Below are 21,786 nucleotides of genomic sequence, written 5' to 3' on the forward strand. Positions count from 1 at the left end.
GCGAGAGATAAACGATTCATATATTGGATAGCAGTAGGAGGGAGAACATGGTGTTCAAGTTAGATGAGAGAATCAAGCTGCCGGCCGATAGAGAGTACGATGTGCTGTCAGCGGGAGAGATGCTGGTTGATTTTATATCGGAGGAAGATCAGAATACTGCAGGGCAGGGGACTTATCATCCTTTTTTCGGAGGGGCTCCTTCCAATATCGCAATGAATATCAGCCGCCTGGGTATCCGTCCTATAGTGGCTTCGGCAGTCGGTAATGACCGGCTGGGTTTTTTTTTGGTTGAATCATTGAAAAAGGCAGGAATTGATACCAAGTGTGTGCAGATTGTAGAGGATTCTACCAGTCTGGTGCTTATCACGAAAAGCACGTCCACCCCTGTCCCGATCTTTTACCGGGCTGCGGATTACCAATTGGCGTATACGCCGGAACTGGAGCAGGCTGTGCTGAAGGCCGGGTTCGTGCATTTCTCCTGCTGGCCGATCTCAATGGAGCCGTCGCGGCAGACCATTAACCGGGTGATTGAGGCGGCGAAGCGGCGCGGTATTCCGGTATGCTTTGACCCGAACTACCATCCCCAGGTCTGGCGGAAGGGCGAGGATGGCACAGCCTATGTCAAGAAGATCATCAGCCAGGCGGACATCGTGAAGCCTTCAGAAGACGATGCGGAGCGGCTGTTCGGCCGCGATACCCCCGAGAACCAGGTGCAAAAATACATCGCGCTCGGCGCAGGTCTTGTCATTATGACGCTCGGCAAAGACGGCGCTATTGTCTCGAATGGACAGGAGACGGCCCGGTTTGAGACGCTGGCGCATGAGGTGGTCGACACGACCGGAGCGGGTGACGCTTTCTGGTCGGGGTTCTATACGGCGCTTGTCAGAGGTGCAACGGTCCGTGAGGCGCTCCGCTCAGGTTTTGCCGTAAGCGCATTTAAGCTGAAATATACCGGTGCAGTGGTTCCGCTGCCGGATCTAAATATAATACAAGCCGAATACGGATGTTAGGGGAGAGAAGACGATGGTTAAAAATCAAGTGCAACTGATTACGTACCCGGACTCGCTTGGCGGGGATTTGAAGTCGCTTCATCATGCGCTGGATGTGTATTTTCCGGATGTGTTCAAGGGCGGGGTGCATATTCTGCCTCCATTCCCTTCGTCGGGGGACCGCGGTTTTGCACCGCTGACCTATCTGGAGATTGAGCCTGCCTTTGGGGATTGGGCCGACATCCGGGCAATCGGGGAGCGGCATGATGTGCTGGTGGACCTGATGGTCAATCATATCTCCCGCCAGTCCCCTTACTTTCAGGACGTCCTGCAGCACGGGCGGCAGTCCCGCTACGCAGATCTGTTCCTTACGCTGGATAAAATCTGGGCGGACGGACAACCGGTACAGGCGGATATCGACAAAATGTTCCTGCGCCGCAGTAAGCCCTACTCCACTTTCACCATTCAGGACACAGGGGAAGAGCTTCAGGTGTGGACGACCTTCGGCAAAAACGATCCGTCCGAGCAGATTGATCTGGATATCCGCTCGGAGAAGGTCAAGCAGCTGTTCATCCAATTCTTCACCTGCTTTAAGGAGAACAATATCAAGATCGTCCGGCTGGATGCGGTAGGCTATGTGATCAAAAAGCTGGGCACCAGCTGCTTTTTCGTTGAGCCGGAGATTTATGGCTTTCTGGACTGGATCAAGGAGCTGGCCGATTCCCTTGATATCGAACTGCTGCCCGAGGTGCATTCGCACTATTCGATTCAATACAAGCTGGCGGAGCACGGCTGCTGGATTTACGATTTTATCCTGCCTTACCGGATTCTTGATACGCTGCTGAACAAGGACAGCCGTGGGCTTAGAGAGTACTTGCGCACCCGTCCAGCCAAACAGTTCACAATGCTTGACTGTCATGACGGCGTGCCGGTCAAGCCTGACCTGGACGATCTGATCGACACGAAGGATGCCCAGAAGATCGTTGACATCTGTGTCGAAAGAGGGGCCAACCTGAGCCTTATCTTATCCGATGAGCACAAGGCGCCTGATGGGTTCGACGTCCATCAAATCCGCTGCTCCTATTACTCGGTGCTGAACTGCGATGACGATGCATATTTGGCGGCGCGGGCGATTCAGTTTTTTGCTCCGGGCATTCCGCAGGTGTATTATGTCGGGCTGCTGGCTGGTGAAAATGATCTGGAGCGGGTGCGGGAAACCGGCGAGGGACGCGAAATCAACCGCCGCAACTATACGCTCCCGGAAATCGGGCAATCGCTGGAAAAGGAAGTTGTACAGCGTCTGCTTAAGCTGATCCGGTTCAGAAATGAATACGAGGCGTTTAACGGCGACTTTACAGTGGAGGAAGCTGCAGCGGATGAAATCAGATTGTCCTGGAAGAAGGGCGAATTCCGCTGCACGCTGTACATTAACCTTGATACGATGCGCTCTGAGATTGAATATACGGACGGGGAGGGCGTGCTGGCGCAGCTTGAGGTGTAGGCTGTTGCCTTCAGGAGGCACGGGATGGTGTTAGCGGTTTGTTGGTCAGCCAATCTTTTCCTTACTAGGCCCGATAAATTATAATAGATAGACGAGCTTTAGGAAGGAGCAATGCAATGGCAACGATCAACGATGTGGCCGAACAAGCCGGTGTGTCCGTGACCACCGTTTCAAGAGTGTTAAACAACCGGGGGTATATCAGCGAGAAGACCAGGCAGAAGGTATACCAAGTCATGGACGAGCTGAACTATCAGCCCAATGAGCTGGCCCGTTCGCTGCTGCGCAAGCACTCGAATGTACTCGGGCTGATTATCCCGAGCGTGGCGCATCCGTTCTTCGGCGAACTGGCGAACGCAATCGAATCTGTTGCTTATCAGCACGGCTTCAAGCTCTTGCTGTGCAATTCACAGCTCGACTCCGCCAAGGAGCGGGAATACGTTGATATGATGCGGCGCAACCGGGTGGACGGGATGATTCTGGGCAGCCATACGCTGGAGATCGGCGATTATACCCATTTGAATTATCCGCTGGTTACCATCGACCGCAGGATAGGCGATATTCCGTTTGTCGCTTCGGACAATGAAAATGGCGGAGCTCTAGCGGCCCGTCTGCTGATCGCTAAGGGCTGCCGCAAGATCGGCCATCTGTCCGGCAATATGAAGCTGGATATGCTGTCCAATCTCCGTACGACCGGTTTTGAGCGTGAGGCAAGACAGGGAGGCGTCAAATTTGTCACCTACCAGACCGAGTTGGATGTCTTCGATGAGCAGATTTACAATGAAATTATCCGGAAAATGTTCACTGAACACCCCGACATCGACGGCGTGTTCGCGACAAGCGATCTGATGGCGCTGTTCGTGATGAAGTGGTGCCGCACGTTCGGGAAGGAGGTCCCCCGCGACGTGCGGATCATCGGCTATGACGATATCGACGCCGCCTCATGGTACATGCCCGGGTTAAGCACGATCAAACAGCCGATTAAGGATATGGCCCGGCGGGCCGTTGAACTGCTGCTGGAGCAGATGGATGACAAGACGGTAGAGCGGGAGACCGTTCTGCCGGTGGAGCTAGTCGAACGGGAAAGCACCTGACTGCGGCAGAAACGCCCCTAAGCCGCGCACAATCATTGGACAAGACAAAAAGCCGCCTGCTGTCCGAAGCAGGCGGCTTTTTGTGCGGGAAAACAGTTTGCAGAACCCCAGATCCGCCGGAATGGATCGGGGGTTCTGCATGTTCAGAAAAAATTGCCCAAGGCAGAGCTGCTGCCGGAGGTGCTTTTTGCCGGGCGGGAGGAAGGCGGTGGAGTGCTTTTCTTGGCTGCTGCTTTTTTGGCTGGTTTCTTGGGCGGGGACTTAAAAGGCGTATAGCCGCCCGCATACATCGTTCCGGCCTTATAGCCCTGGCTGCCGGCCAGCAAGAGGGGATCGGTATGCTGCTCACGTTCCATCAGCTTCAGCAGTATCGCCGCCGCAGCTCTGGCGTCATCCAGCGCATCGTGATGCTTCAGGCTGATCCCGAAATGCTGTGACACTACGTTCAGTTTGTGGGAGGGCAGCTCCTGCAGCATTTTTTTGCCGAGCAGGTAGGTACACATGTACTGAAACTCAGGATAGCTGTAGGCGGTCCGGTCCAGGCAATAGCGCAGCACACTCATATCAAAGGCAGCATTATGCGCGATGACCACCTCTCCCTGCAGCAGTGGTTCCAGTGTGGGCCATAGCTCATCAAACGTCGGTTTCCCCTCAACCATGGAGGGGGTGATGCCATGAATGGCAATATTCATGCCGTCGAACCGCTGCTGCGGATCAATCAGCCACACATGCTCGGCGCTCACTACACCCTCTCTCACTTGAACAAGCCCCAAAGCGCAGGCGCTTGAACGGCTGGAGTTGGCCGTTTCAAAGTCTATCGCAGTAAAATTCATAGGTAAAGCCCCTTATTCATCATATAGAATTCATATTAAAGGAGCGGAGAGGCAAATACAAACTATTGAATTTACAATGCATAGTGCAACATCTCAAAAGTTCCTCCCTGGTTCTCCAACGGCGCTGGAGTCCATAACGATCGTGGTTCCCTTTATCCGGTCCGTCTGGAGGATTGAGATGTTCCGCTTCGTTCCAATTTGGTTTCATCTTAGCGCCAGGATCGTTTTGGTCACTCCGTCAGGGGAGGAACTTCTGGGATGTTCTACTAGTGAATATAATATGATTTATATTATTGTTAAAAATATTTAAATATACTATGTATTAGAAGTCGGGCTTCAAGCGCCGTATCCATACTGTGAGTCATGGAAGAAGGCAATGAATTTGGCATATTAATACAGGAGGACTTTATGATTCCAAATAAACAAATATCTAAATCAATATCTAAACCAACATCTAAATCAATATCAAAAAACACTGTATGTATGTTTCTGACTTATTTTTTTTCATCTTTAGGGGCTTATATTTTTGATATAGGAATAATAGTAGAATTGTATAAAATCTCAGGTTCCACCATAGCAGTTGGTGGTTTTTTTATTGTGCAATTTATTCCTTCCCTTATTTTAACACCTATAGCAGGTGCGCTAATAGATCGTCTAAATCAGAAATATATTTTATTATTTGTGAATATTTTAAGAGGTGCTGCAGTCGCTCTTCTGCTAGTGCATCTCTCCATCGAAACAATATATATTGTTGCAGTTATACTTGGTATTTGTGATGAAACAAGCTCATCTACCATTAGCTCAATAATACCTCAGACTACACCTTCAGAGGATATTTCAAAAATTAATTCAGTTCTGTCAACTACGGATTCGGTAAATATGATATTTGGACCAGCAATAGCGGGTCTATTGATAACGTTGGCTGGCATTAATGGAAGTATTTCAGCCGTGATCTTTACCTTTATTCTCGCTGGGTTAATGATTTTATTTATTGAGTATAAGTATGAGAAAGCAGTAAATGAAAAATCAAAACATTTTATTACGGAGATTAAAGAAGGTTTGGAAATTGTAACAAAAAGCAAGCTTGTTAAAAAAATTATTTTAATTTGGGGATTTTTATTAATTGGTGTCGGGGCGACGGGATCACTTATTGTTATTATGTTAAGTGATTATATGCACTTACCTACAGAAAGTTATGGTTGGATTATGACTGCGGAAGGAATTGGCTTAGTAATTGGGTCTGTTGTAATAATTCGTAAGAAAAAGCCGTATCACCATTATGATCTTATAGTGGCTGGAATGATTTTATTAGGAGTATCATTAATGATAACATCATTCGCTGATAACCTTTTTGTTGTGTTAGGCGCATATTTATTTGTTGGCCTTGGAGCTGCATCTGCGCCGAATGGAATTCGTACGACGTTACAGACAGAACTCCCAGTAGAAATATTAGGACGGGTCTTTACTACAACAAGATTTATTATTAATACATTACGTACTCTTTCTATTGCTATAGCTAGCATTTTGTCTAAGTTTATGAGTTTAAGAATGATCTTTTTTATTGCAGCTTGTTTTATTCTCTATGGTGCTTTCTCATCAAGAGGTTTAAAACGTCTTGAAAGAGTCTGAAGGGCATGAGGAAGGGAGAATGCTCCCAGATCAAGGCAATAGCCCTTCACCAGGGTATCCCCGTTCATAATATCCGTCTCATAAGCCCGCTGGAAGCCTAGCCGCTCATATAGCTTAACTGCGGAGGCCATCATATCGGAGGTGTGAAGGTTCAAGGTGGCGGCTCCCAGCCCGATGGATCTTCTGGCGGCTTCACGGATCAACAGTACTGCGATGCCGCGGCCCCGGACACTTGGAGAAACCGCCAGCAGGCGGATAATTGGGGAGCGAATGCCCAGCTCGGGTCGCCCGTACGCTTCTTCGGAGGACAGGAAGAGCAGCACGCTGCCGACAATCCGGTTATCTATTTCAGCGACGATCCGCGCATAGGGGGCAGTTCCGTGCACGGAATCAAGTATGGAACGGCGGTACTCCGCCCAGAACGGTTCAGGCAGCTCAGCGGCATACTGGCCGTACGCCTCCAGCAGCACTTTGGCGATAGCATCCCGGTCTGAATCAGCTGCGTTGCGGATAAGGATCTCTTTGGAGTTGGACATCTTGCGCCTCCTGTGAATCAAAATGAATGAGGCCTATTATAGACGACAAATCCGATGAATATAAGAGGAATTTAATAATTCCGATAAATGGATAGAAAAGTTCTATCTATGTTTGTGACTTTTTTAATGGTTTTCTTGAATGATAACAAAGAAATTCAGTTGACAAAAAAAGGGGCTGTGACTAAGATATAAACAAAATCTATAGGGAACTTTGCCTCTAATTCATTGTTAATCGATCGGAATTATAAAATTTATTGAATAGGGATTAGGGGGGGCTACTATTGAACATTGAAAATATCGAAGCGTTCGTCTATATCAACCACTACGGGAGCTTCAATAAGGCAGCGGATGTTCTGTATATTTCCCAGCCTACAGTTACTGCCCGCATACACTCGCTTGAACGTGAGCTGGATTGCAGAGTCTTCGACCGGGTGGGCAAGCAGATTAATCTCACGGATAAAGGCAGGCAGTTCCTTCCCTACGCCCAGCAAATTCTTCAGGTCTATCAATCGGGCAAACATCAGGTTCAATCTAAAGGGCTGGTCCCGGATGAGCTGCGAATCGGCAGCACGATATCCGTCTCCAACTATCTGATGCCGCAGCTTCTGGTTCATCTGAAGGGCGCGTATCCGAATCTGAATATTAAACTGACCACGGCCCCCACGGAGGTGTTGATTGACAAGCTGAAAGCGAAGGATATCGATCTGGCCTTCATCCGCAAGGTGGTCAATCCGGCGATCCAGGCTTATCCGTTCTGTGAGGACCCGATTTCTCTATATGTGTATGAAGGGCATCCTCTGGCCCAGGCTAGACGTGCTTCAATCCAGGATATCCGCAGGGAGACGCTCGTGTTTTTTGAATGCGGCTCTTTGGATTGGCTGCGGCTGCACCGCGTATTCGAGAGTATGGAGCAGCCGCCGGATATTGTATATCAGGTGGATAATCTGGAGACGGCCAAAAAGCTGGTGCTGCGAAAGGCGGGCATTGCTTTTCTCCCGGCTTTGAGTGTGCAGGAGGAGGTTGCGGCCGGAACCCTGACCCGGGTAGAGATTGCCGAGACGGAAGGGATCTCGCTCCGGACCAGCCTGATCTCCCTTAATGGAGAGTATGCCGGCTTTATCCAAACGCTGCTGGAGCTGGGAACGGGCAATCAGCTAAATCGACTTATTGTATAGATCAATTAAAAAACTCTATTAGCGCATGGCTGCATGCAGTGATAAAGTTGATTGCAGATAATCACCACTAATTCTATAGGGATTATAAAATTTAAAACGGACGGAGGTGGCAGAATGGGAGAGGTTTACCGGCTGGCAGAGCTGAAGGATGCGGAGCGGCTGCTGGATATAACCTATCGTGCGTATGAGACGATTCGTGAACTCGGGCTGCACTGGCCTGCGGCCACAGCCGATCTGGCGCTGATTAAGGACAATATAGCCAAGAACGAGTGTTATGTGCTGGAGATTGATGGCAGCGTGGAAGCCACAATTACGTTGTCAAGAGGTGAAGAGATCAAGGCGCTCACTGAGCTGCCTTTTGTCAAATGGTTTGCGGTAAATCCGGATGCCCGGGGAAAAAGGTACGGCGGCAAGCTGCTGGACTGGGTTGAGGAGAATGTGATTCTCGGCAAGCTGGGTGCTTCTGCAGTTACTTTGGCTACGGCGGAGAAACATCCCTGGCTGGTTCCGATGTATGAACGGCGGGGATACGAGCGGATTCTGGAGCTGGACCCGCAAAATGGCGACGGGATTATGTATTTAATGCGAAAAAAGCTTATCGGTCAACCAACTACTATTCAAAGGGGCTAAAACGATGAAGAAGACGATCCTGCTGGTATATGGACTATTGCTGACACTGGTGATTGCGGGCTGCGGCACGAATAATAATGCAAACAGCAGCCAGGGCAGCAATACCGCTGAAGCAGCAGCGAAAACATCCACAGAGGCTCCTGCCGCAACTGACGCGGGCCAAGTAACCAAAATTGTCGTCGGCACGGGCACCGGTTTTCCACAGGTATGCTTCATTGATGAGAACGGCAAGCTTACAGGCTTCGATGTGGAGCTGCTCAAGGATATCGACAGCCGGCTGCCGCAGTATGAATTTGAACTGCAGACGATGGATTTCAGCAATCTGCTGCTGAGCCTGGATACGAAGAAGATTGACCTGGTCGCTCACGTCATGGAGAAGAATCCGGAGAGAGAGCAGAAATATCTTTTTAATACAGAGCCTTATGCACACTGGAGAAACCGGATTGTGGTTGCCAAAGATAACAACTCGATTAAGACCCTCGATGATCTGAAGGGTAAAAAAGCCCTCGTCGGTGCAACCAGTGCCCAGGCGCAAATCCTGGAGAACTACAACAAGGAGCATGACAATGCAATCAAAATCGTCTATCAGAACGGAGCCGCCAACGATACGGTAAGCCAAATCAGCTCCGGACGGGTGGATGCCACGCTCGCGGCGGATTTTGTACTGCCGGTCATTGATCCGCAAGCCAAGCTGAAGGCATCAGGGCCAGAGCTGTCCTCTGCAGACATTCTCTACGTACTGCGCAAGGATGATGCCGATTCCAAGACGCTGGCTGATGCCATCGACGGAGCAATCAAGGAACTGAAGGCCGATGGAACACTGGCAAAACTGAGCACCGAATGGCTGGGAGCAGACGTTACTGCAGATGAAGTGAAATGATTGGCTTTTCAAAAACTATGGGGAGGGGAGAGTGAACGTATGGGGGCACCGTTTGATATCAGCTATGTTTTTACCTTTTTGCCAAAATTGCTGACTACGCTGGGTACAACGCTTTTGATTGTCGGCTTCTCTCTGCTGGCAGGTATTGTGGTAGGCTTCCTGGTGGCCCTCCCCCGTCTGTATAAGGTGCCGGTTCTAAAAACTTTTGCCGAGATTTATATCTCATTTTTCCGGGGAACCCCGATTCTGATTCAGCTGTTCTTGTTCTATTATGGTCTGCCAGAAATATTGAAGCTGGTTCACGTGGATGTGACGCGGACGCCTGTGCTGTTCTTTGTGATTCTGACTTATGGGCTGCACACGGGAGCTTTCATGTCTGAAATGATCCGGGCTTCTGTAACGGCCGTTGACCGGGGGCAGGTGGAGGCTGCTTATGCGGCGGGAATGACGTCTTTTCAAGCTTTTTCACGGATTGTGCTGCCTCAGGCGCTGGGGATCGCGGTTCCTGTGTTCTCCAACCTGGTGATTGCCCTGCTGAAGGATACCTCGCTCGCTTTTACCCTCGGGGTGATGGAGATGACGGGAAAAGCGCAGACGCTGGGGAGCATCAGCCAGCATTTCATTGAGACTTATATTGCGCTTGCCCTGATTTATCTGGTGATCAGCTTTACGCTTGAGAAGCTGCTTCTGGTGGCAGAACGCCGTCTCTTGCGGCATGAAGTACCAGGCAGTCCTGAGAGAAAAACATTTAGTCTGCAAAAGCACGGGTCTTACCGGAGGATGATTGCCCAGATGGGCTCGGGTAAAGGAGGCGGCGGATGATGAAGCTGGACCCTTCATTTATATGGACAGCATTTGTGCAAATTCTCAGTGCAATCCCAACAACATTGTATATTACGCTTGTCTCGGTAAGTGCCGGTTTGATCATTGGCATCGCCGTTGCACTTATCCGGATTTACAAGGTGCCGCTCCTGCATCCGCTTGCGACCGGGTATGTCACCTTTATCCGCGGGACGCCGATGCTTACCCATCTGCTGCTGATCTATTTCGGGCTGCCGATGATCATTGACGGGCTGGCGGCGCATTTCGGCTGGGGCTTCCGGTCGGTATCCATTCCGATGATCGGCTTTGCCTACATTGCATTCTCGATTACGGCAGGCGCTTATATGTCTGAGGTAGTCCGCTCGGGTCTGCTGGCGGTGGACCGCGGGCAAATGGAGGCTGCCCATGCTGTAGGCATGACTACGTCCCAGGCGCTGCGGCGGATAGTCTTCCCCCAGGCATTGGCGGCGAGCCTGCCGAATCTCTCCAATTCCGTGATTGGCATGCTGCATGGATCAACCCTTGCTTTTACGGTTTCGGTTGTGGACATCAATGCCCAGGCGCAGATTGTCGCCTCCACGAACTGGAAGTTTTTTGAGGCCTATCTGGCGGCGGCGCTGATCTTCTGGGGGCTTACGTTCCTGATTGAACGGGCCACCGCCCTGATCGAAAAGCGGATCAATCTGTACAATCGAGGTGGAGTCATATGATTGAGCTGAAGCAGATTTCGAAGTCCTTCGGACGCCATCAGGTGCTGAACCATATTGATCTGACGGTTGCCAAAGGCGAGGTTGTGGTCATTCTCGGCCCCAGCGGCTCGGGCAAAACCACGCTGCTCCGCTGCGTGAACTACCTGGAGAAGCCCAGCGGAGGAGAAATCGCCATCGGTGATTTCAAGCTGGACTGCAGGCATGCCCGCAAGAAGGATATTCACCAGCTGCGGCAAAGGACGGCGATGGTCTTCCAGCAGTACAATCTGTTCCGGCACAAAACAGCGCTGGAGAATGTGATGGAGGGACTGCTGATCGTGAAAAAGCTTCCGAAGGAGGAAGCGAGGAAGAAAAGCATCGCGCTGCTGGAGAAGGTGGGCCTCGGCGCAAAGCTTGACGCCTATCCGAGCCAGCTGTCCGGGGGCCAGCAGCAGCGGGTCGGGATTGCCCGGGCGCTTGCGCTGGAGCCGGAAGTGATTCTGTTCGATGAGCCTACTTCGGCTCTCGACCCGGAGCTGGTAGGTGAGGTGCTCGCCGTCATCCGCAAAATTGCCAAGGAAGGCATCACGATGATTGTGGTGACGCATGAGATGGGTTTTGCCCGCGATGTGGCCAATCACGTGGTGTTTATGGACGGCGGGGTCATTGTGGAAGAGGGGACACCAACGGAGGTGTTCAACCATCCGCGTGAAGAAAGAACCAAGCAGTTCCTGAAGCGGATTACGCCGGAGCTGAACTATTCGATCTAGGAGGCAAGCCCATGGCTATTGTAATCAGCGTATTGGATCAGAGTCCAATCTATCCCGGTGAAACACCGGAAGAAGCCTTTCAGCATACGGTCAAGCTGGCTCAGCTGTCCGAACGGCTGGGCTTCCGCCGTTTCTGGGTATCAGAGCATCATGATTCCGAGCAGGTGGCGGGCTCATCCCCGGAGGTGCTGGTCTCGCATCTGCTTGCCAAGACAGAGCGTATCCGGGTAGGCTCCGGCGGCATCATGCTCCAGCATTACAGCCCTTATAAGGTAGCGGAAAATTTCAATGTGCTGGCTTCGCTGGCGCCGGGACGGGTAGATCTTGGAGTCGGCCGGGCACCGGGAGGACTGCCCCGGAGCACTCAGGCACTGCAGCAGGGCGGAGCCGAAGCGCCTTCCCTGACGGATAAAATTACAGAGCTTGAGCAATATGTGCATAACCGGCTGGCGGCAGATCATCCCCTGGCCGGACTAAAAGCGGGACCGATTCCGGGCACTCCGCCGGAGCTATATGTGCTTGGCGCGAGCGTAGCCAGCGCGGAAATTGCCGCCAGCCTTGGACTGCCTTACGTCTTCTCGCTGTTCATCAGCGGTGACCAGGCGGTGGCGCTGGAAGCGATCCGGGCCTACCGGAGCGGCTTTGACACCTCGCAAGGGAGAGAGCCGCAGGCCATAATCGCCCTTGCCGTGCTGGCTGCCGAGACGGAGGCGGAGGCCAAGGAGCTGGCCGGAGCGCATAAGCTGATCCGGATTCATCTGGCCAGCGGCAAGACGCTGACGGTAGCCACCCGCGAGCAGGCGGAGGAGTTCACCCGGCAGAGCAAGGAAGCGTACACGCTCGAAGAGCGGGAGCCGGAGATCACGAAGGGAACCAAGGAAGCGGTCCGTGAGCAGCTGCTGGCGCTGGCCGGGGCCTCCGGTGTCACGGAGTTCATCGTGACGACGAATATACAGTCCTTTGACAAGCGGCTCCGCTCCTTTGAGCTGCTGCATGAGGCATTCGCTGAAGTGCCTGCGGAGGCATAGTATTTGGCTGAAGGGAGGGATTATGATGAGTATTCGCAACGCGGAGCATGGAGCACAGGCGTTAAATGAAAAGGTGATCGGCATCCGCCGCCATCTTCACCAGCACCCGGAGCTTTCGAATGAGGAATTCGAAACGACCCGATATATTATCTCTCTGCTGGAGCAGGCCGGAATAACCATTATTGACTATGGCCTGACGACCGGTGTCATCGCGGAGATCGGCGGATTGCAGGATGGTCCGGTGGTCGCCCTGCGCGCCGATATTGATGCGCTGCCGATTCAGGAGGAAACCGGGCTGCCCTATGCTTCGCTTCATCCCGGCAAAAGCCATGCCTGCGGGCATGACTTTCATACGGCAGCGCTGATGGGTGCCGCCTATCAACTGAAACAGCAGGAGCCTGATTTGAAAGGAAAGGTCCGGCTTCTGTTCCAGCCCGCTGAGGAGAAGGCGAAAGGCGCTCAGCAGATTATAGCCAGTGGAGCGCTGGAGGGCGTCCGTGCCGTCATCGGCATGCATAATAAGCCGGACCTGCCGGTAGGCACTCTTGGCATAACCGGCGGGCCTTTGATGGCGGCGGCAGACGGCTTTGTGGTGGAGGTGCGGGGAGCCGGATCACACGCGGCCGTGCCGGAGGCAGGGACGGACCCCATTGTGGCCGCTTCGCATATCGTTACGGCGCTGCAGAGCATCGTCAGCCGCAACGTCAGCGCGCTGCAAAGTGCGGTAGTCAGCGTTACGAAGCTGCATAGCGGGAATTCCTGGAACATTATCCCTGAGACGGCGGTGCTGGAGGGCACGATCCGCACGTTTGAAGAAGCCGTGCGGAGCAAAGTGCTGGAGCGCTTCGGGCAGGTAGCGGCCGGTGTAGCCGCTGCCTTGGGAGCCGAAGCGGCAGTGCGCTGGCTCGGCGGACCGCCGCCGGTGAATAATGACGCCGGACTGGCCCGGCTGGGCGAAGAAACCGCCGCCACGCTGGGTTTCGATTACTTGAAGCCATCACCATCGCCGGCGGGAGAGGATTTTGCTTTTTATCAGCGCGTGGTTCCCGGGTTGTTCGTCTTTGTGGGCACTGCGGGAAGCCGGGAGTGGCATCATCCCGCATTCAATCTGGATGAGGCGGCACTGCCGGTGGGAGCTGCATTTTTTGCCGGCCTGGCTGTCCGGGTGCTGGAGCATCTCTCTGCGGGAGAGGGTGCAGCATCATAGCGAAGCCCCCGGGTTATGACGTTATTATTGTCGGTGCCGGCTCGATGGGCATGAGTGCCGGATATTATCTTGCCAGGCAGGGCGTAAAAACGCTGCTGGTTGATGCCTTCGATCCCCCGCATACCGAGGGGAGCCATCACGGGGAGACCCGGCTGATCCGGCATGCCTACAGCGGTGATCCGGCCTATATCGACTTGGCATTGCGGGCGCATGTGCTGTGGAAGGAATTGGAACAGGAGAGCGGAACGGAGCTGCTGGTCCCTTCCGGCGTGCTGAACCTGGCCGACCAGAGCGTGTATTCCTTCGCGGACCGGCTTGCAGAGGCGGAGAAGCGGCAGGTGCGGGTAGAGCGGCTTGATGCAGATGAAATCCGCCGCCGCTGGCCGGTCCTGAATCTGCCTGAACATTTCGGGGCGATGTATGAGCCGGATGCCGGATACCTGTACAGCGAGAAATGTATCGCCGTGTACCGGAAGCTGGCACTCGCCCACGGAGCGCAGTTACTGACAAATACACGCGTGCTGAATGTGACTACACGCGAAGGCAGTGTCACCGTGCATACGCAGAGTGGTGATTATCACGGAGCGGCGGCTATTCTCAGTGCCGGAGCCTGGTTTGGATCCTTGCCGCCGTTTGCCGCCTTGCCGATCCAAGCGATCCGCAAGGTGGTCGGCTGGTTTCAGAGCACACCGGACTTTGATGCCGGGAGCTTTCCGGGCTTTACGCTGGGTACCGGGGAGGGCGGCTATTACGGCTTTCCCAGCATTGGCGGGGCAGGGCTGAAGATCGGCCGCCATGATACCGGCCGGGTATGGAGGCCGGGAGAACCTCTCGCTCCCTTTGGCAGCGAGGAGAGCGATGAAGGAGATCTCCGCCGCGTGCTGGAGGCTTATTTGCCCGGCGCGGCCGGAAGGCTGCTCAAAGGGTCAGTCTGCAAATATGAGCATACCCCGGATGAGGATTTCATTATCGACCGCCATCCGGCTTATCGCCATATTCTGCTCGCCGGAGGGTTCTCGGGGCATGGCTTTAAATTTTCCAGCGTGGTCGGCGAAATATTGGCGGATCTGGCGGCAGGGAGAGCTTCGAAACAGAATATCGGGCCATTTTCCTTGTCCCGCTTTGACTTATTACCGGACCAGCCGCAGTCCGGACTTACTTTGGAGGGGATCTAATGAGCAGCGTGCAAATCCGGGATTATCTCAATACGTATGACCAGCTGGTACAGTCACTGGAAGGGCTGAGTGAGGAACAGCTACGATGGAAAGCTGCACCGTCCAACTGGAGCGTTACCGAGGTGCTCGCGCATCTGGCCGATCACAGCATTGTGGTTTCCTTCCGCATCCGTGACATTCTGGCCGGGACTGAGGCACAGCTGCCGGTATTTAACCAGGACGCTTGGGTTAGCGGCCAGCATGCCAATGGCGGCCATGCCGCAGACAGCCTGGAGCTGTTCCGCAGCCTCCTTTACTACAACAGTCTGCTGTTCAACCGGCTGGGTGACGGGGAATGGGAGAAAAGCGGAATTAATTTCAAGGGGGAAGCCGTCAGTATTGCGGACATCGTCCGCAGCTTCACAGGGCATGTGCAGACGCACCTGGCCCAGATCGAGCGGATTAAGCAGGACGCTGTAAGCAGGGCGCTGCCGCGGTTCCATTAACGTAATTCAGGAAGTAATGCTCCATAAAACTCGGCGTATGCTTTCGAAGCCAGTTTTGTCGAAGTAATTCAAGAAGTATACGTTCACAAAACTTTTAGGAGGAATGAACATGACCAAGCCCAAACAACTGAAGCTGGGTGCGCTGCTGCACGGAGTCGGGGGCAGCACATCCATGTGGCGCCATCCTGACGCCAAGCCGGATGCCAGTGTAAACTTTGAGCTCTACAAGCAGTGGGTACAGAAGGCTGAGGAAGGCAAGCTGGACCTGATCTTCATAGCAGACGGTTTATATATCAATGAGAAATCCATTCCGCATTTCCTGAACCGTTTTGAGCCGCTGACCATTCTTAGCGCACTGGCGGGAGTCAGCAGCAAAATTGGTCTGGTCGGCACGTTGTCTACCTCCTATAGCGAGCCTTTCACCGTGGCGCGGCAATTCGGATCACTGGATGTGATCAGCGGCGGCCGGGCAGGCTGGAATGTGGTAACTTCGCCGCTGGAAGGCTCTGCGCTGAATTATGGCCGGAAGGAGCACCCCGACCATGGCAAACGCTACCGGATTGCTGCGGAATATTTGCAGGTGGCGCGCGGCTTGTGGGACTCCTGGGAGGATGATGCATTTGTCCGCAATAAGGAGACAGGCGTCTTTTTTGACCCGGAAAAAATGCATACACTGGACCATGAAGGTGAATTCTTCTCCGTCAAAGGCCCGCTGAACATCGCCCGCTCGAAGCAGGGCGGGCCGGTTATTTTCCAGGCGGGTTCTTCAGAGGTCGGAAAGAATTATGCCTCCAGAGAGGCGGATGCTGTCTTCACAGGGCATGACACGCTGGAGGAAGCACAGGAATTCTACCGGGATGTGAAGGCGCGGGTAGCTTCTTTTGGGCGAAATCCCGATGAAGTGCTGATCTTTCCCGGCATTGGTCCCATCCTTGGCGATACGCCTGAGGAAGCAGAGCGCAAATATCAGGAGGTTGCCGGACTGGTAACGATTGAGAACGCGCTGAATTATCTGGGCAGATTTTTTGAGCATCATGATTTCTCACAATATCCGCTGGATGAGCCTTTTCCGGAGCTGGGAGACTTGGGCCGGAACAGCTTTCAGAGTGGCACGGATAAAATCAAGAAAAATGCCAGGGAAAAAGGCCTGACCCTGCGTGAGGTCGCCCTGCAGGCGGCTACTCCGCGCAGCAGCTTCATCGGTACACCGGAGCAGGTGGCGGATCAGATTCAGGCCTGGTTTGAAGCCGGAGCGGCAGATGGATTTATGCTGGCAGCGGCTGTGCCAAACGGCCTGGAGGAATTTGTGGACCGTGTGGTTCCGATCCTGCAGGAACGGGGATTGTTCCGCACGGAATACGAAAGTGATACCCTGCGGGGCAATCTCGGTCTTCCGGTTCCGGCCAACCGTTATGCGAAGGCTCCAGTGCCTTCGCAGCAGGTGTGACGGCAGTATGGGAGATGGTATCGCCCGGAAACCGGATATAGCCGGAATGATGAACTTTACCGGCCTGCTGGAGCCGGAAATAATCGCCATCCGCCGTGATCTTCACCGCCATCCTGAGCTGCTGTACGATGTTGCCCGCACCTCCGCCAAAGTCGCAGAATTACTGGAGACTTGGGGAATTGCCGTGCGGCGGAATGTCGGCAGGCATTTCGGGATGGGAGTTGTCGGGACTCTTCAGGGAACGGGGGGTGACGGGCCGGCTATTCTGCTGCGGGCCGATATGGATGCTCTGCCGATTACCGAACGGAATGAGGTGCCGTATAAGTCTCTGAATGCTGGAGTCATGCATGCTTGCGGTCACGATGCTCATACCGCAATGCTGCTGGGAGCGGCAAAAACGCTGGCCGAATACCGGCATCAGCTGTCCGGCAAGGTAATCTTCATCTTCCAGCCTGCCGAAGAAGGGGCAGTCCAAAGTCCCGTGGATGGAAGGCTGCTCTCGGGCGGGCGTGATATGATTGAGGATGGAATTCTGGAGGGAGTGGATTATTGCTACGCACTCCATGTTATGCCGGAGCTTCCAGCAGGCACGGTTGGCGTTCATCCGCATTATGCAATGGCTGCCTCCAGCCATTTCAGTCTGGAGTTTCAGGGGACAGCCGGACATCACAGCGCTCCGCACCGGTCAGTGGATGCCATCCAGATGGCCGCCCGGTTCATCACTGAGGTTAATGCTCTGATGGCGAACCAGATCGATCCCTCCGAAGCGGCAGTTCTGGCGTTTGGCACACTGAACGCCGGGACTGCCATTAATGTTATTGCTGCGCGCAGTATGCTGACGGGGACGTTCAGAGCATTCTCCAAACCAACCGTTGCCGGAATCACTGAAGGATTGAAACGCCATGCGGCAGCGATAGCTGATTCTTCAGGCGGGAACTGGAAGCTTGAGCTGCGTGAAGGGATTGCCGTACTTAATGATAAAGAGGCCGTTCAAAGGGTCCTTAGGGCAGCACGTGAGGTGCTGGGGGAAGAGCAGGCGGTTATGCTGAATCAACCCAGTCTGGCAGGTGAGGATTTTGGCTGGTACCTGGACCGTGTCCCTGGGGCTTTTGCTTTTATTGGCTGCGGTAATGAGGAGCTGGGAATCACACATGCCCTCCACCAGCCGAATTTCAATATTGACGAAGACATGCTGGTGCATGGTGCGCGTCTTTTGGTAAGGCTGGCTCTGCATGAACTATAGTGCGGCGGATGCCAACTTCTGCAAACCAAACAAAGGATACTCTTCCCGTAATCAGGAAGAGTATCCTTTGTGGTTGCACGCAGATTTTAGAGCTGGCCGTCTTACTTGCTGTCTCCGGCCTTCCGGCTGCGGAGGCGTTCCAGCTCGGCTTCAACGGCGCTGTTCAGCGGGGATTCAGGGATGCCTGCCGAGTAATGTGCAGAGCTTTCGACAGCGGCCTCCCATTCGTTGATTTTGTCTTCCATACGTTCGAAGCCGCGTGAGGCCGCACCGGCATTCAAGATCTGTCCGGGGTGTCCGGGATGGGCAGAATAGCTGCTGCTTTCGGAGGCGCGCTTTAACTCAGCCGCTTTGCGGGCGCGGGCTGCCAGCTCGGCTCTTTTTGCCTTAAGCCGCTTATGCTCTTCCCTGGCATTCAGAAGACTGCTGTCCAGGACTGCGAGCGTTTCACGGGTTTCTTCCAGCCCTGCGGTGCACTCCTGAACACTTTCGGTGTAGCGCAGCTTAGCCATGACCGCTGCTCTGGCCGCAGGTTCATTCCCTTCGTTCATCGCCTGCACGGCTTCCGCTTCGCTTCGTTCAGCCAGCACCTGATTCTCGTAGATACGGCGCTCCAGCACACTCGCCGCCGCCTGGAACTCACGCTGTTTGGTTTCGGCAGTGGAGATTTTTTCCTCCAGGTCCCGCAAATATTGTCCGGTCAGCAGTACCGGGTCTTCTAATTTATTTAGTCCTTCGTGGATTGCTGCTTTAGTCAGGGTTGTGATTCTTTGGAAAATACTCATGTTCATTTCTCCTTTTTCTCTTATATTATGGAATTTGGTATTGTCGGCTTGGGATTAGTAGTACTCATAACCTTCAGGGTAACTGTTGTAGTTCTCTTTAGGCATCAGGATGCTTGCCAGAATGTACAGGAACACCACAGTGCCTAAGCTGAACAGGGCAGCAGCGACAGCCAGCAGCCGGACGAGGGTAGTATCGATGTTCAAATAACGGGCCAAACCTCCGCAAACGCCGCTGATTCTCTTGTCCCTATCGGAACGGTACAATTTTTTCATAATTAATCTCTTCCTCTCATATGGTTTGAACCGGGGTGCGGTTCGTCTTAGCCGTTGTCTATGTGTTTATTGTAAAGCTATTAGCTTTGCTGCAAAACGGCCTGAAGACTGTTCTTTGATCCCGACCTTAGTCGGGGATGGCCTCGGCAGTAAGGCGGGGAAAGCTTGGACAAACGCAGGATAACGCATAGTTGTCCCCGTTTTTTACATAACCTGTAAGCTTGTTTATTCGGATTTAACACTTGCGGCCTATACTGGACAGTACCGGATCATATCCGCATCTGGACAAAAGGAGGACTGGCATGGGAATCCATAAATATTTCCGTTCGCTGAACGAACTGGAACGTATTATCCGCTGCCCCGGCAAATTCAAATTCGAGGAGCACAGCGTGGCCGCCCATTCCTGGAAGGTTGTGCAGTATGCCAAAACACTGGCCGACATTGAGGAACAGAACGGCGCCGTCATTGACTGGAAGAAGCTGTACGAAATTACGAGCAGCCATGATTATGGTGAGATTTTTATCGGTGATATCAAAACCCCGGTCAAGCATTCATCGCTGCAGCTGCGGTCCTTGATCCAGCAGGTTGAAGAGGGGATGATCGATAACTTCATTAAGGAGCACATTCCCGAGGAGTTCAAAAGCATTTTCTACCATCAGCTTCGTGAAGGCAAGGATGAGTCGCTGGAAGGGCTGATTCTGGAGGTAGCCGACAAGATGGACCAGGTGTATGAGGCTTTTGCCGAACTGCAGAGAGGGAACACGGAGAAGGAATTTGTGGTGATGTACCGCAATGCCCTGATCAAAATCAAGAACATTGAGTTGAAGTGTGTTGAGTATTTCCTGACGGAAATTCTGCCGGATATGGTGAATGAAGAAACGATTTCCTCCATTGATATCAGACAAATTACGGAAGAGGCGCTGGCTCTGTAGGAATGCCGGGTACGCTTCTTTTTTTATACCTGGGTAACAACTGTATAGGGTAATCTGCACATGCTATAATGTAGGAAAAATCTGGAGTGGGGTGCAGGCGGTCCTTTAATTTATAAACGGCAAGCTGTATATGCGACCCGTTTATGAGTTGTACGCTGAAGCTATACATAGCCGGGAACATAAAGGAGATTCTTGAATTGAAAATGTTAACAGTAATTATGACTATTTATCTGGCGATTACCCAGATTAAACCGCTTACGGAGGAGGAGGTTCAAACCTATCTCCAGCACAACCGGATTCAGGCTGTGGATTATAAGCTTATCAATGATACTACCGCAATCATTCTGGAAATCGATGGTCCGCGCGCCTCGGCGCATAAGATTTGCAAGCAGAGTGACCATTCCATTGTTGAGGAATCCGAAATTTCTTCATGGGAAGAGGATGAAGATGGCATTTCCGTAAAAAGTGATAATGTTTATCTTTATGTGGTTATTCATGAGAAGGCCGTGAGGCATGATATTGAATTTTTTAATATCAATTATTTCGATGGAGGAAATATGCAGAAGGACCGGTTTGAGCTGAATCATAAACGGGGGGCATTGGTCGAGCGCTCTTCAAAGTATAAGGGGGGCGGAACTGTGAGTCTCTACGGCAGCGACGGATTCATTGGGGAAGCCATATTTTATTAGGGGAATGAATAGTTAGAATCATTTTGAGAACTTTGAGCCTTTTTTCACTTGCTGCTTCCTATTCCATTATTTACTATTTATAGTGGTGCTCCACATAATATAAGGAAGAAGGATTGTACATGAGTCTGAGCAAAAGGCTATCTCAAATACTGTTCCCGGTCATGATTATGTCTGTGATGGCAGGCTGCGGAGGTAACAACCAGAACGGCAAGGCAGAAGGCACACAAGAGCCGCCGGCCAAGGCAAGTGCTCATCAGGCCCATTGGTCCTACGAAGGGGAAACGTCACCGGAGCATTGGGCGGAACTCGACGAACTATTCACAACATGCAGTACCGGCAAGGCCCAGTCCCCCATTAATATTCTCCAGGAGAAAGTGAAGGATGAAGGGAGCCTGTCGCCTGTTGTAGTGGAGTATTCACCGTCTCCGGTAGCCGTGATCAATAACGGCCATACCATTCAGGTGAATTTGAAGAATCAGAAGAACCGGATCACTGTTGAAGGCAAAACATATACCCTGCAGCAGTTCCATTTCCACTTGCCTAGCGAGCATGAGGTGGATGGCAAACATGCGGACATGGAGCTTCATTTTGTACATAAAAATGAAGAAGGCCAGCTTGCGGTACTGAGTGTGCTGATCACTAAAGGTACGGAAAATGCCGGGCTGAACAAGCTCTGGTCTGTGCTTCCGGGCGAAGAAAGTGAAGAGGAAGTTCCGGTGAATGGTGACTTCGATATGAATAAGCTGCTTCCGGCAGATCTTCATTCCTTCCGCTACCAGGGATCGCTCACCACGCCTCCATGCACCGAAGGGGTGCAGTGGATCGTCCTGGAACATCCGGTTCAATGGTCCGGGGAGCAAATCAATCAATTTGCTGCGATTTTCCCGCATGATAACCGTCCTGTACAAGCGCTCGGGTCCCGGGAAGTGGAGTCGGATGAGTAGGCCTGAAGCTTACTGGAGGTTCTCCCGGAATAG

At 52.6% G+C, this 21,786-nt stretch carries 23 protein-coding genes; 19 read left to right on the forward strand and 4 right to left on the reverse strand.

Annotation, left to right across the window (positions count from 1 at the left end; all coding sequences use genetic code 11):
• The first annotated feature begins 47 nt into the window (after positions 1-47).
• The 3 genes from PRIO_RS08095 to PRIO_RS08105 all read left to right on the forward strand — a co-directional run bounded on the left by PRIO_RS08095 (position 48) and on the right by PRIO_RS08105 (position 3,581).
• Positions 48-1,010 carry a carbohydrate kinase family protein gene (locus PRIO_RS08095; RefSeq protein WP_046501819.1) on the forward strand — a complete coding sequence of 321 codons (963 nt, stop codon included), beginning with the start codon at positions 48-50 and terminating at the stop codon, positions 1,008-1,010.
• Positions 1,011-1,023: 13 nt separating this feature from the next.
• Positions 1,024-2,490 (forward strand): sucrose phosphorylase, encoded by a 1,467-nt coding sequence (gene gtfA, locus PRIO_RS08100; RefSeq protein WP_020426002.1) that lies wholly within the window; start codon positions 1,024-1,026, stop codon positions 2,488-2,490.
• A gap of 116 nt (positions 2,491-2,606) precedes the next feature.
• Positions 2,607-3,581: a LacI family DNA-binding transcriptional regulator gene (locus PRIO_RS08105; protein ID WP_020426001.1), complete on the forward strand. Its 975-nt coding sequence runs from the start codon at positions 2,607-2,609 to the stop codon at positions 3,579-3,581.
• A gap of 143 nt (positions 3,582-3,724) precedes the next feature.
• Here PRIO_RS08105 and PRIO_RS08110 read toward each other — a convergent pair whose 3' ends face one another.
• Complete coding sequence (locus tag PRIO_RS08110) at positions 3,725-4,414, reverse strand: 3'-5' exonuclease (protein ID WP_020426000.1); 690 nt, start codon at positions 4,412-4,414, stop codon at positions 3,725-3,727.
• Between the two features lie 363 nt (positions 4,415-4,777).
• Between PRIO_RS08110 and PRIO_RS08115 the strand changes: the two genes are divergently transcribed.
• Complete coding sequence (locus tag PRIO_RS08115; protein WP_082118076.1) at positions 4,778-6,043, forward strand: MFS transporter; 1,266 nt, start codon at positions 4,778-4,780, stop codon at positions 6,041-6,043.
• On the opposite strand, the gene PRIO_RS08120 is transcribed toward PRIO_RS08115, so the two are convergent.
• Positions 5,995-6,579 carry a GNAT family N-acetyltransferase gene (locus tag PRIO_RS08120; RefSeq protein ID WP_020430944.1) on the reverse strand — a complete coding sequence of 195 codons (585 nt, stop codon included), beginning with the start codon at positions 6,577-6,579 and terminating at the stop codon, positions 5,995-5,997. The two genes, PRIO_RS08115 and PRIO_RS08120, sit on opposite strands and share 49 nt — an antisense overlap.
• Before the next feature lie 281 nt (positions 6,580-6,860).
• Between PRIO_RS08120 and PRIO_RS08125 the strand changes: the two genes are divergently transcribed.
• The 12 genes from PRIO_RS08125 (at position 6,861) to PRIO_RS08180 (ending at position 18,130) form a co-directional block, all read left to right on the forward strand.
• Positions 6,861-7,754, forward strand: a complete 894-nt coding sequence (locus tag PRIO_RS08125) for a LysR family transcriptional regulator (protein WP_020430942.1) — start codon at positions 6,861-6,863, stop codon at positions 7,752-7,754.
• A 114-nt stretch (positions 7,755-7,868) separates the two neighbouring features.
• Positions 7,869-8,384 carry a GNAT family N-acetyltransferase gene (locus tag PRIO_RS08130; RefSeq protein ID WP_020430940.1) on the forward strand — a complete coding sequence of 172 codons (516 nt, stop codon included), beginning with the start codon at positions 7,869-7,871 and terminating at the stop codon, positions 8,382-8,384.
• A gap of 4 nt (positions 8,385-8,388) precedes the next feature.
• Positions 8,389-9,264 carry a transporter substrate-binding domain-containing protein gene (locus PRIO_RS08135; protein WP_046501829.1) on the forward strand — a complete coding sequence of 292 codons (876 nt, stop codon included), beginning with the start codon at positions 8,389-8,391 and terminating at the stop codon, positions 9,262-9,264.
• 39 nt (positions 9,265-9,303) lie between these two features.
• Positions 9,304-10,086, forward strand: a complete 783-nt coding sequence (locus tag PRIO_RS08140) for an amino acid ABC transporter permease (RefSeq protein WP_020430935.1) — start codon at positions 9,304-9,306, stop codon at positions 10,084-10,086.
• Positions 10,086-10,796 (forward strand): amino acid ABC transporter permease, encoded by a 711-nt coding sequence (locus PRIO_RS08145; RefSeq protein WP_046506555.1) that lies wholly within the window; start codon positions 10,086-10,088, stop codon positions 10,794-10,796. Before PRIO_RS08140 ends, PRIO_RS08145 begins: the two co-directional genes overlap by 1 nt.
• Positions 10,793-11,545 (forward strand): amino acid ABC transporter ATP-binding protein, encoded by a 753-nt coding sequence (locus PRIO_RS08150; protein WP_020430929.1) that lies wholly within the window; start codon positions 10,793-10,795, stop codon positions 11,543-11,545. The genes PRIO_RS08145 and PRIO_RS08150 overlap by 4 nt, the downstream gene beginning before the upstream one ends.
• A gap of 11 nt (positions 11,546-11,556) precedes the next feature.
• Positions 11,557-12,573 (forward strand): LLM class flavin-dependent oxidoreductase, encoded by a 1,017-nt coding sequence (locus PRIO_RS08155; protein WP_020430927.1) that lies wholly within the window; start codon positions 11,557-11,559, stop codon positions 12,571-12,573.
• 25 nt (positions 12,574-12,598) lie between these two features.
• On the forward strand, positions 12,599-13,780 hold the full coding sequence (locus tag PRIO_RS08160) for an amidohydrolase (RefSeq protein ID WP_020430925.1): 1,182 nt from the start codon (positions 12,599-12,601) through the stop codon (positions 13,778-13,780).
• Positions 13,777-14,955 carry an N-methyl-L-tryptophan oxidase gene (solA, locus tag PRIO_RS08165; RefSeq protein ID WP_081487262.1) on the forward strand — a complete coding sequence of 393 codons (1,179 nt, stop codon included), beginning with the start codon at positions 13,777-13,779 and terminating at the stop codon, positions 14,953-14,955. The genes PRIO_RS08160 and solA overlap by 4 nt, the downstream gene beginning before the upstream one ends.
• Positions 14,955-15,440: a DinB family protein gene (locus tag PRIO_RS08170; RefSeq protein WP_020430915.1), complete on the forward strand. Its 486-nt coding sequence runs from the start codon at positions 14,955-14,957 to the stop codon at positions 15,438-15,440. Before solA ends, PRIO_RS08170 begins: the two co-directional genes overlap by 1 nt.
• Positions 15,441-15,549: 109 nt before the next feature.
• A complete protein-coding gene (locus PRIO_RS08175) occupies positions 15,550-16,887 on the forward strand; it encodes an LLM class flavin-dependent oxidoreductase (protein ID WP_020430914.1) in 1,338 nt (445 codons plus the stop codon).
• Positions 16,888-16,894: 7 nt separating this feature from the next.
• Positions 16,895-18,130 (forward strand): M20 metallopeptidase family protein, encoded by a 1,236-nt coding sequence (locus PRIO_RS08180; protein WP_020430912.1) that lies wholly within the window; start codon positions 16,895-16,897, stop codon positions 18,128-18,130.
• Positions 18,131-18,231: 101 nt separating this feature from the next.
• On the opposite strand, the gene PRIO_RS08185 is transcribed toward PRIO_RS08180, so the two are convergent.
• On the reverse strand, positions 18,232-18,915 hold the full coding sequence (locus PRIO_RS08185) for a PspA/IM30 family protein (RefSeq protein ID WP_020430910.1): 684 nt from the start codon (positions 18,913-18,915) through the stop codon (positions 18,232-18,234).
• 54 nt (positions 18,916-18,969) lie between these two features.
• The gene (locus tag PRIO_RS08190; RefSeq protein ID WP_020430908.1) at positions 18,970-19,188 is read right to left on the reverse strand and encodes a PspC domain-containing protein; all 219 of its coding nucleotides are present in this window, start codon (positions 19,186-19,188) and stop codon (positions 18,970-18,972) included.
• A 302-nt stretch (positions 19,189-19,490) separates the two neighbouring features.
• Between PRIO_RS08190 and PRIO_RS08195 the strand changes: the two genes are divergently transcribed.
• The 3 genes from PRIO_RS08195 (at position 19,491) to PRIO_RS08205 (ending at position 21,753) form a co-directional block, all read left to right on the forward strand.
• Positions 19,491-20,120, forward strand: a complete 630-nt coding sequence (locus PRIO_RS08195) for a YfbR-like 5'-deoxynucleotidase (RefSeq protein WP_020430906.1) — start codon at positions 19,491-19,493, stop codon at positions 20,118-20,120.
• A 197-nt stretch (positions 20,121-20,317) separates the two neighbouring features.
• A complete protein-coding gene (locus PRIO_RS08200; protein WP_046501837.1) occupies positions 20,318-20,809 on the forward strand; it encodes a hypothetical protein in 492 nt (163 codons plus the stop codon).
• Positions 20,810-20,928: 119 nt separating this feature from the next.
• Entirely contained in the window at positions 20,929-21,753 is an 825-nt protein-coding gene (locus PRIO_RS08205; protein ID WP_020430904.1) for a carbonic anhydrase, read from the forward strand.
• Positions 21,754-21,786 lie beyond the last annotated feature (33 nt).

The sequence above is a fragment of the Paenibacillus riograndensis SBR5 genome (assembly GCF_000981585.1).
GTDB classification, from domain to species: Bacteria; Bacillota; Bacilli; order Paenibacillales; family Paenibacillaceae; genus Paenibacillus_AQ; species Paenibacillus_AQ riograndensis.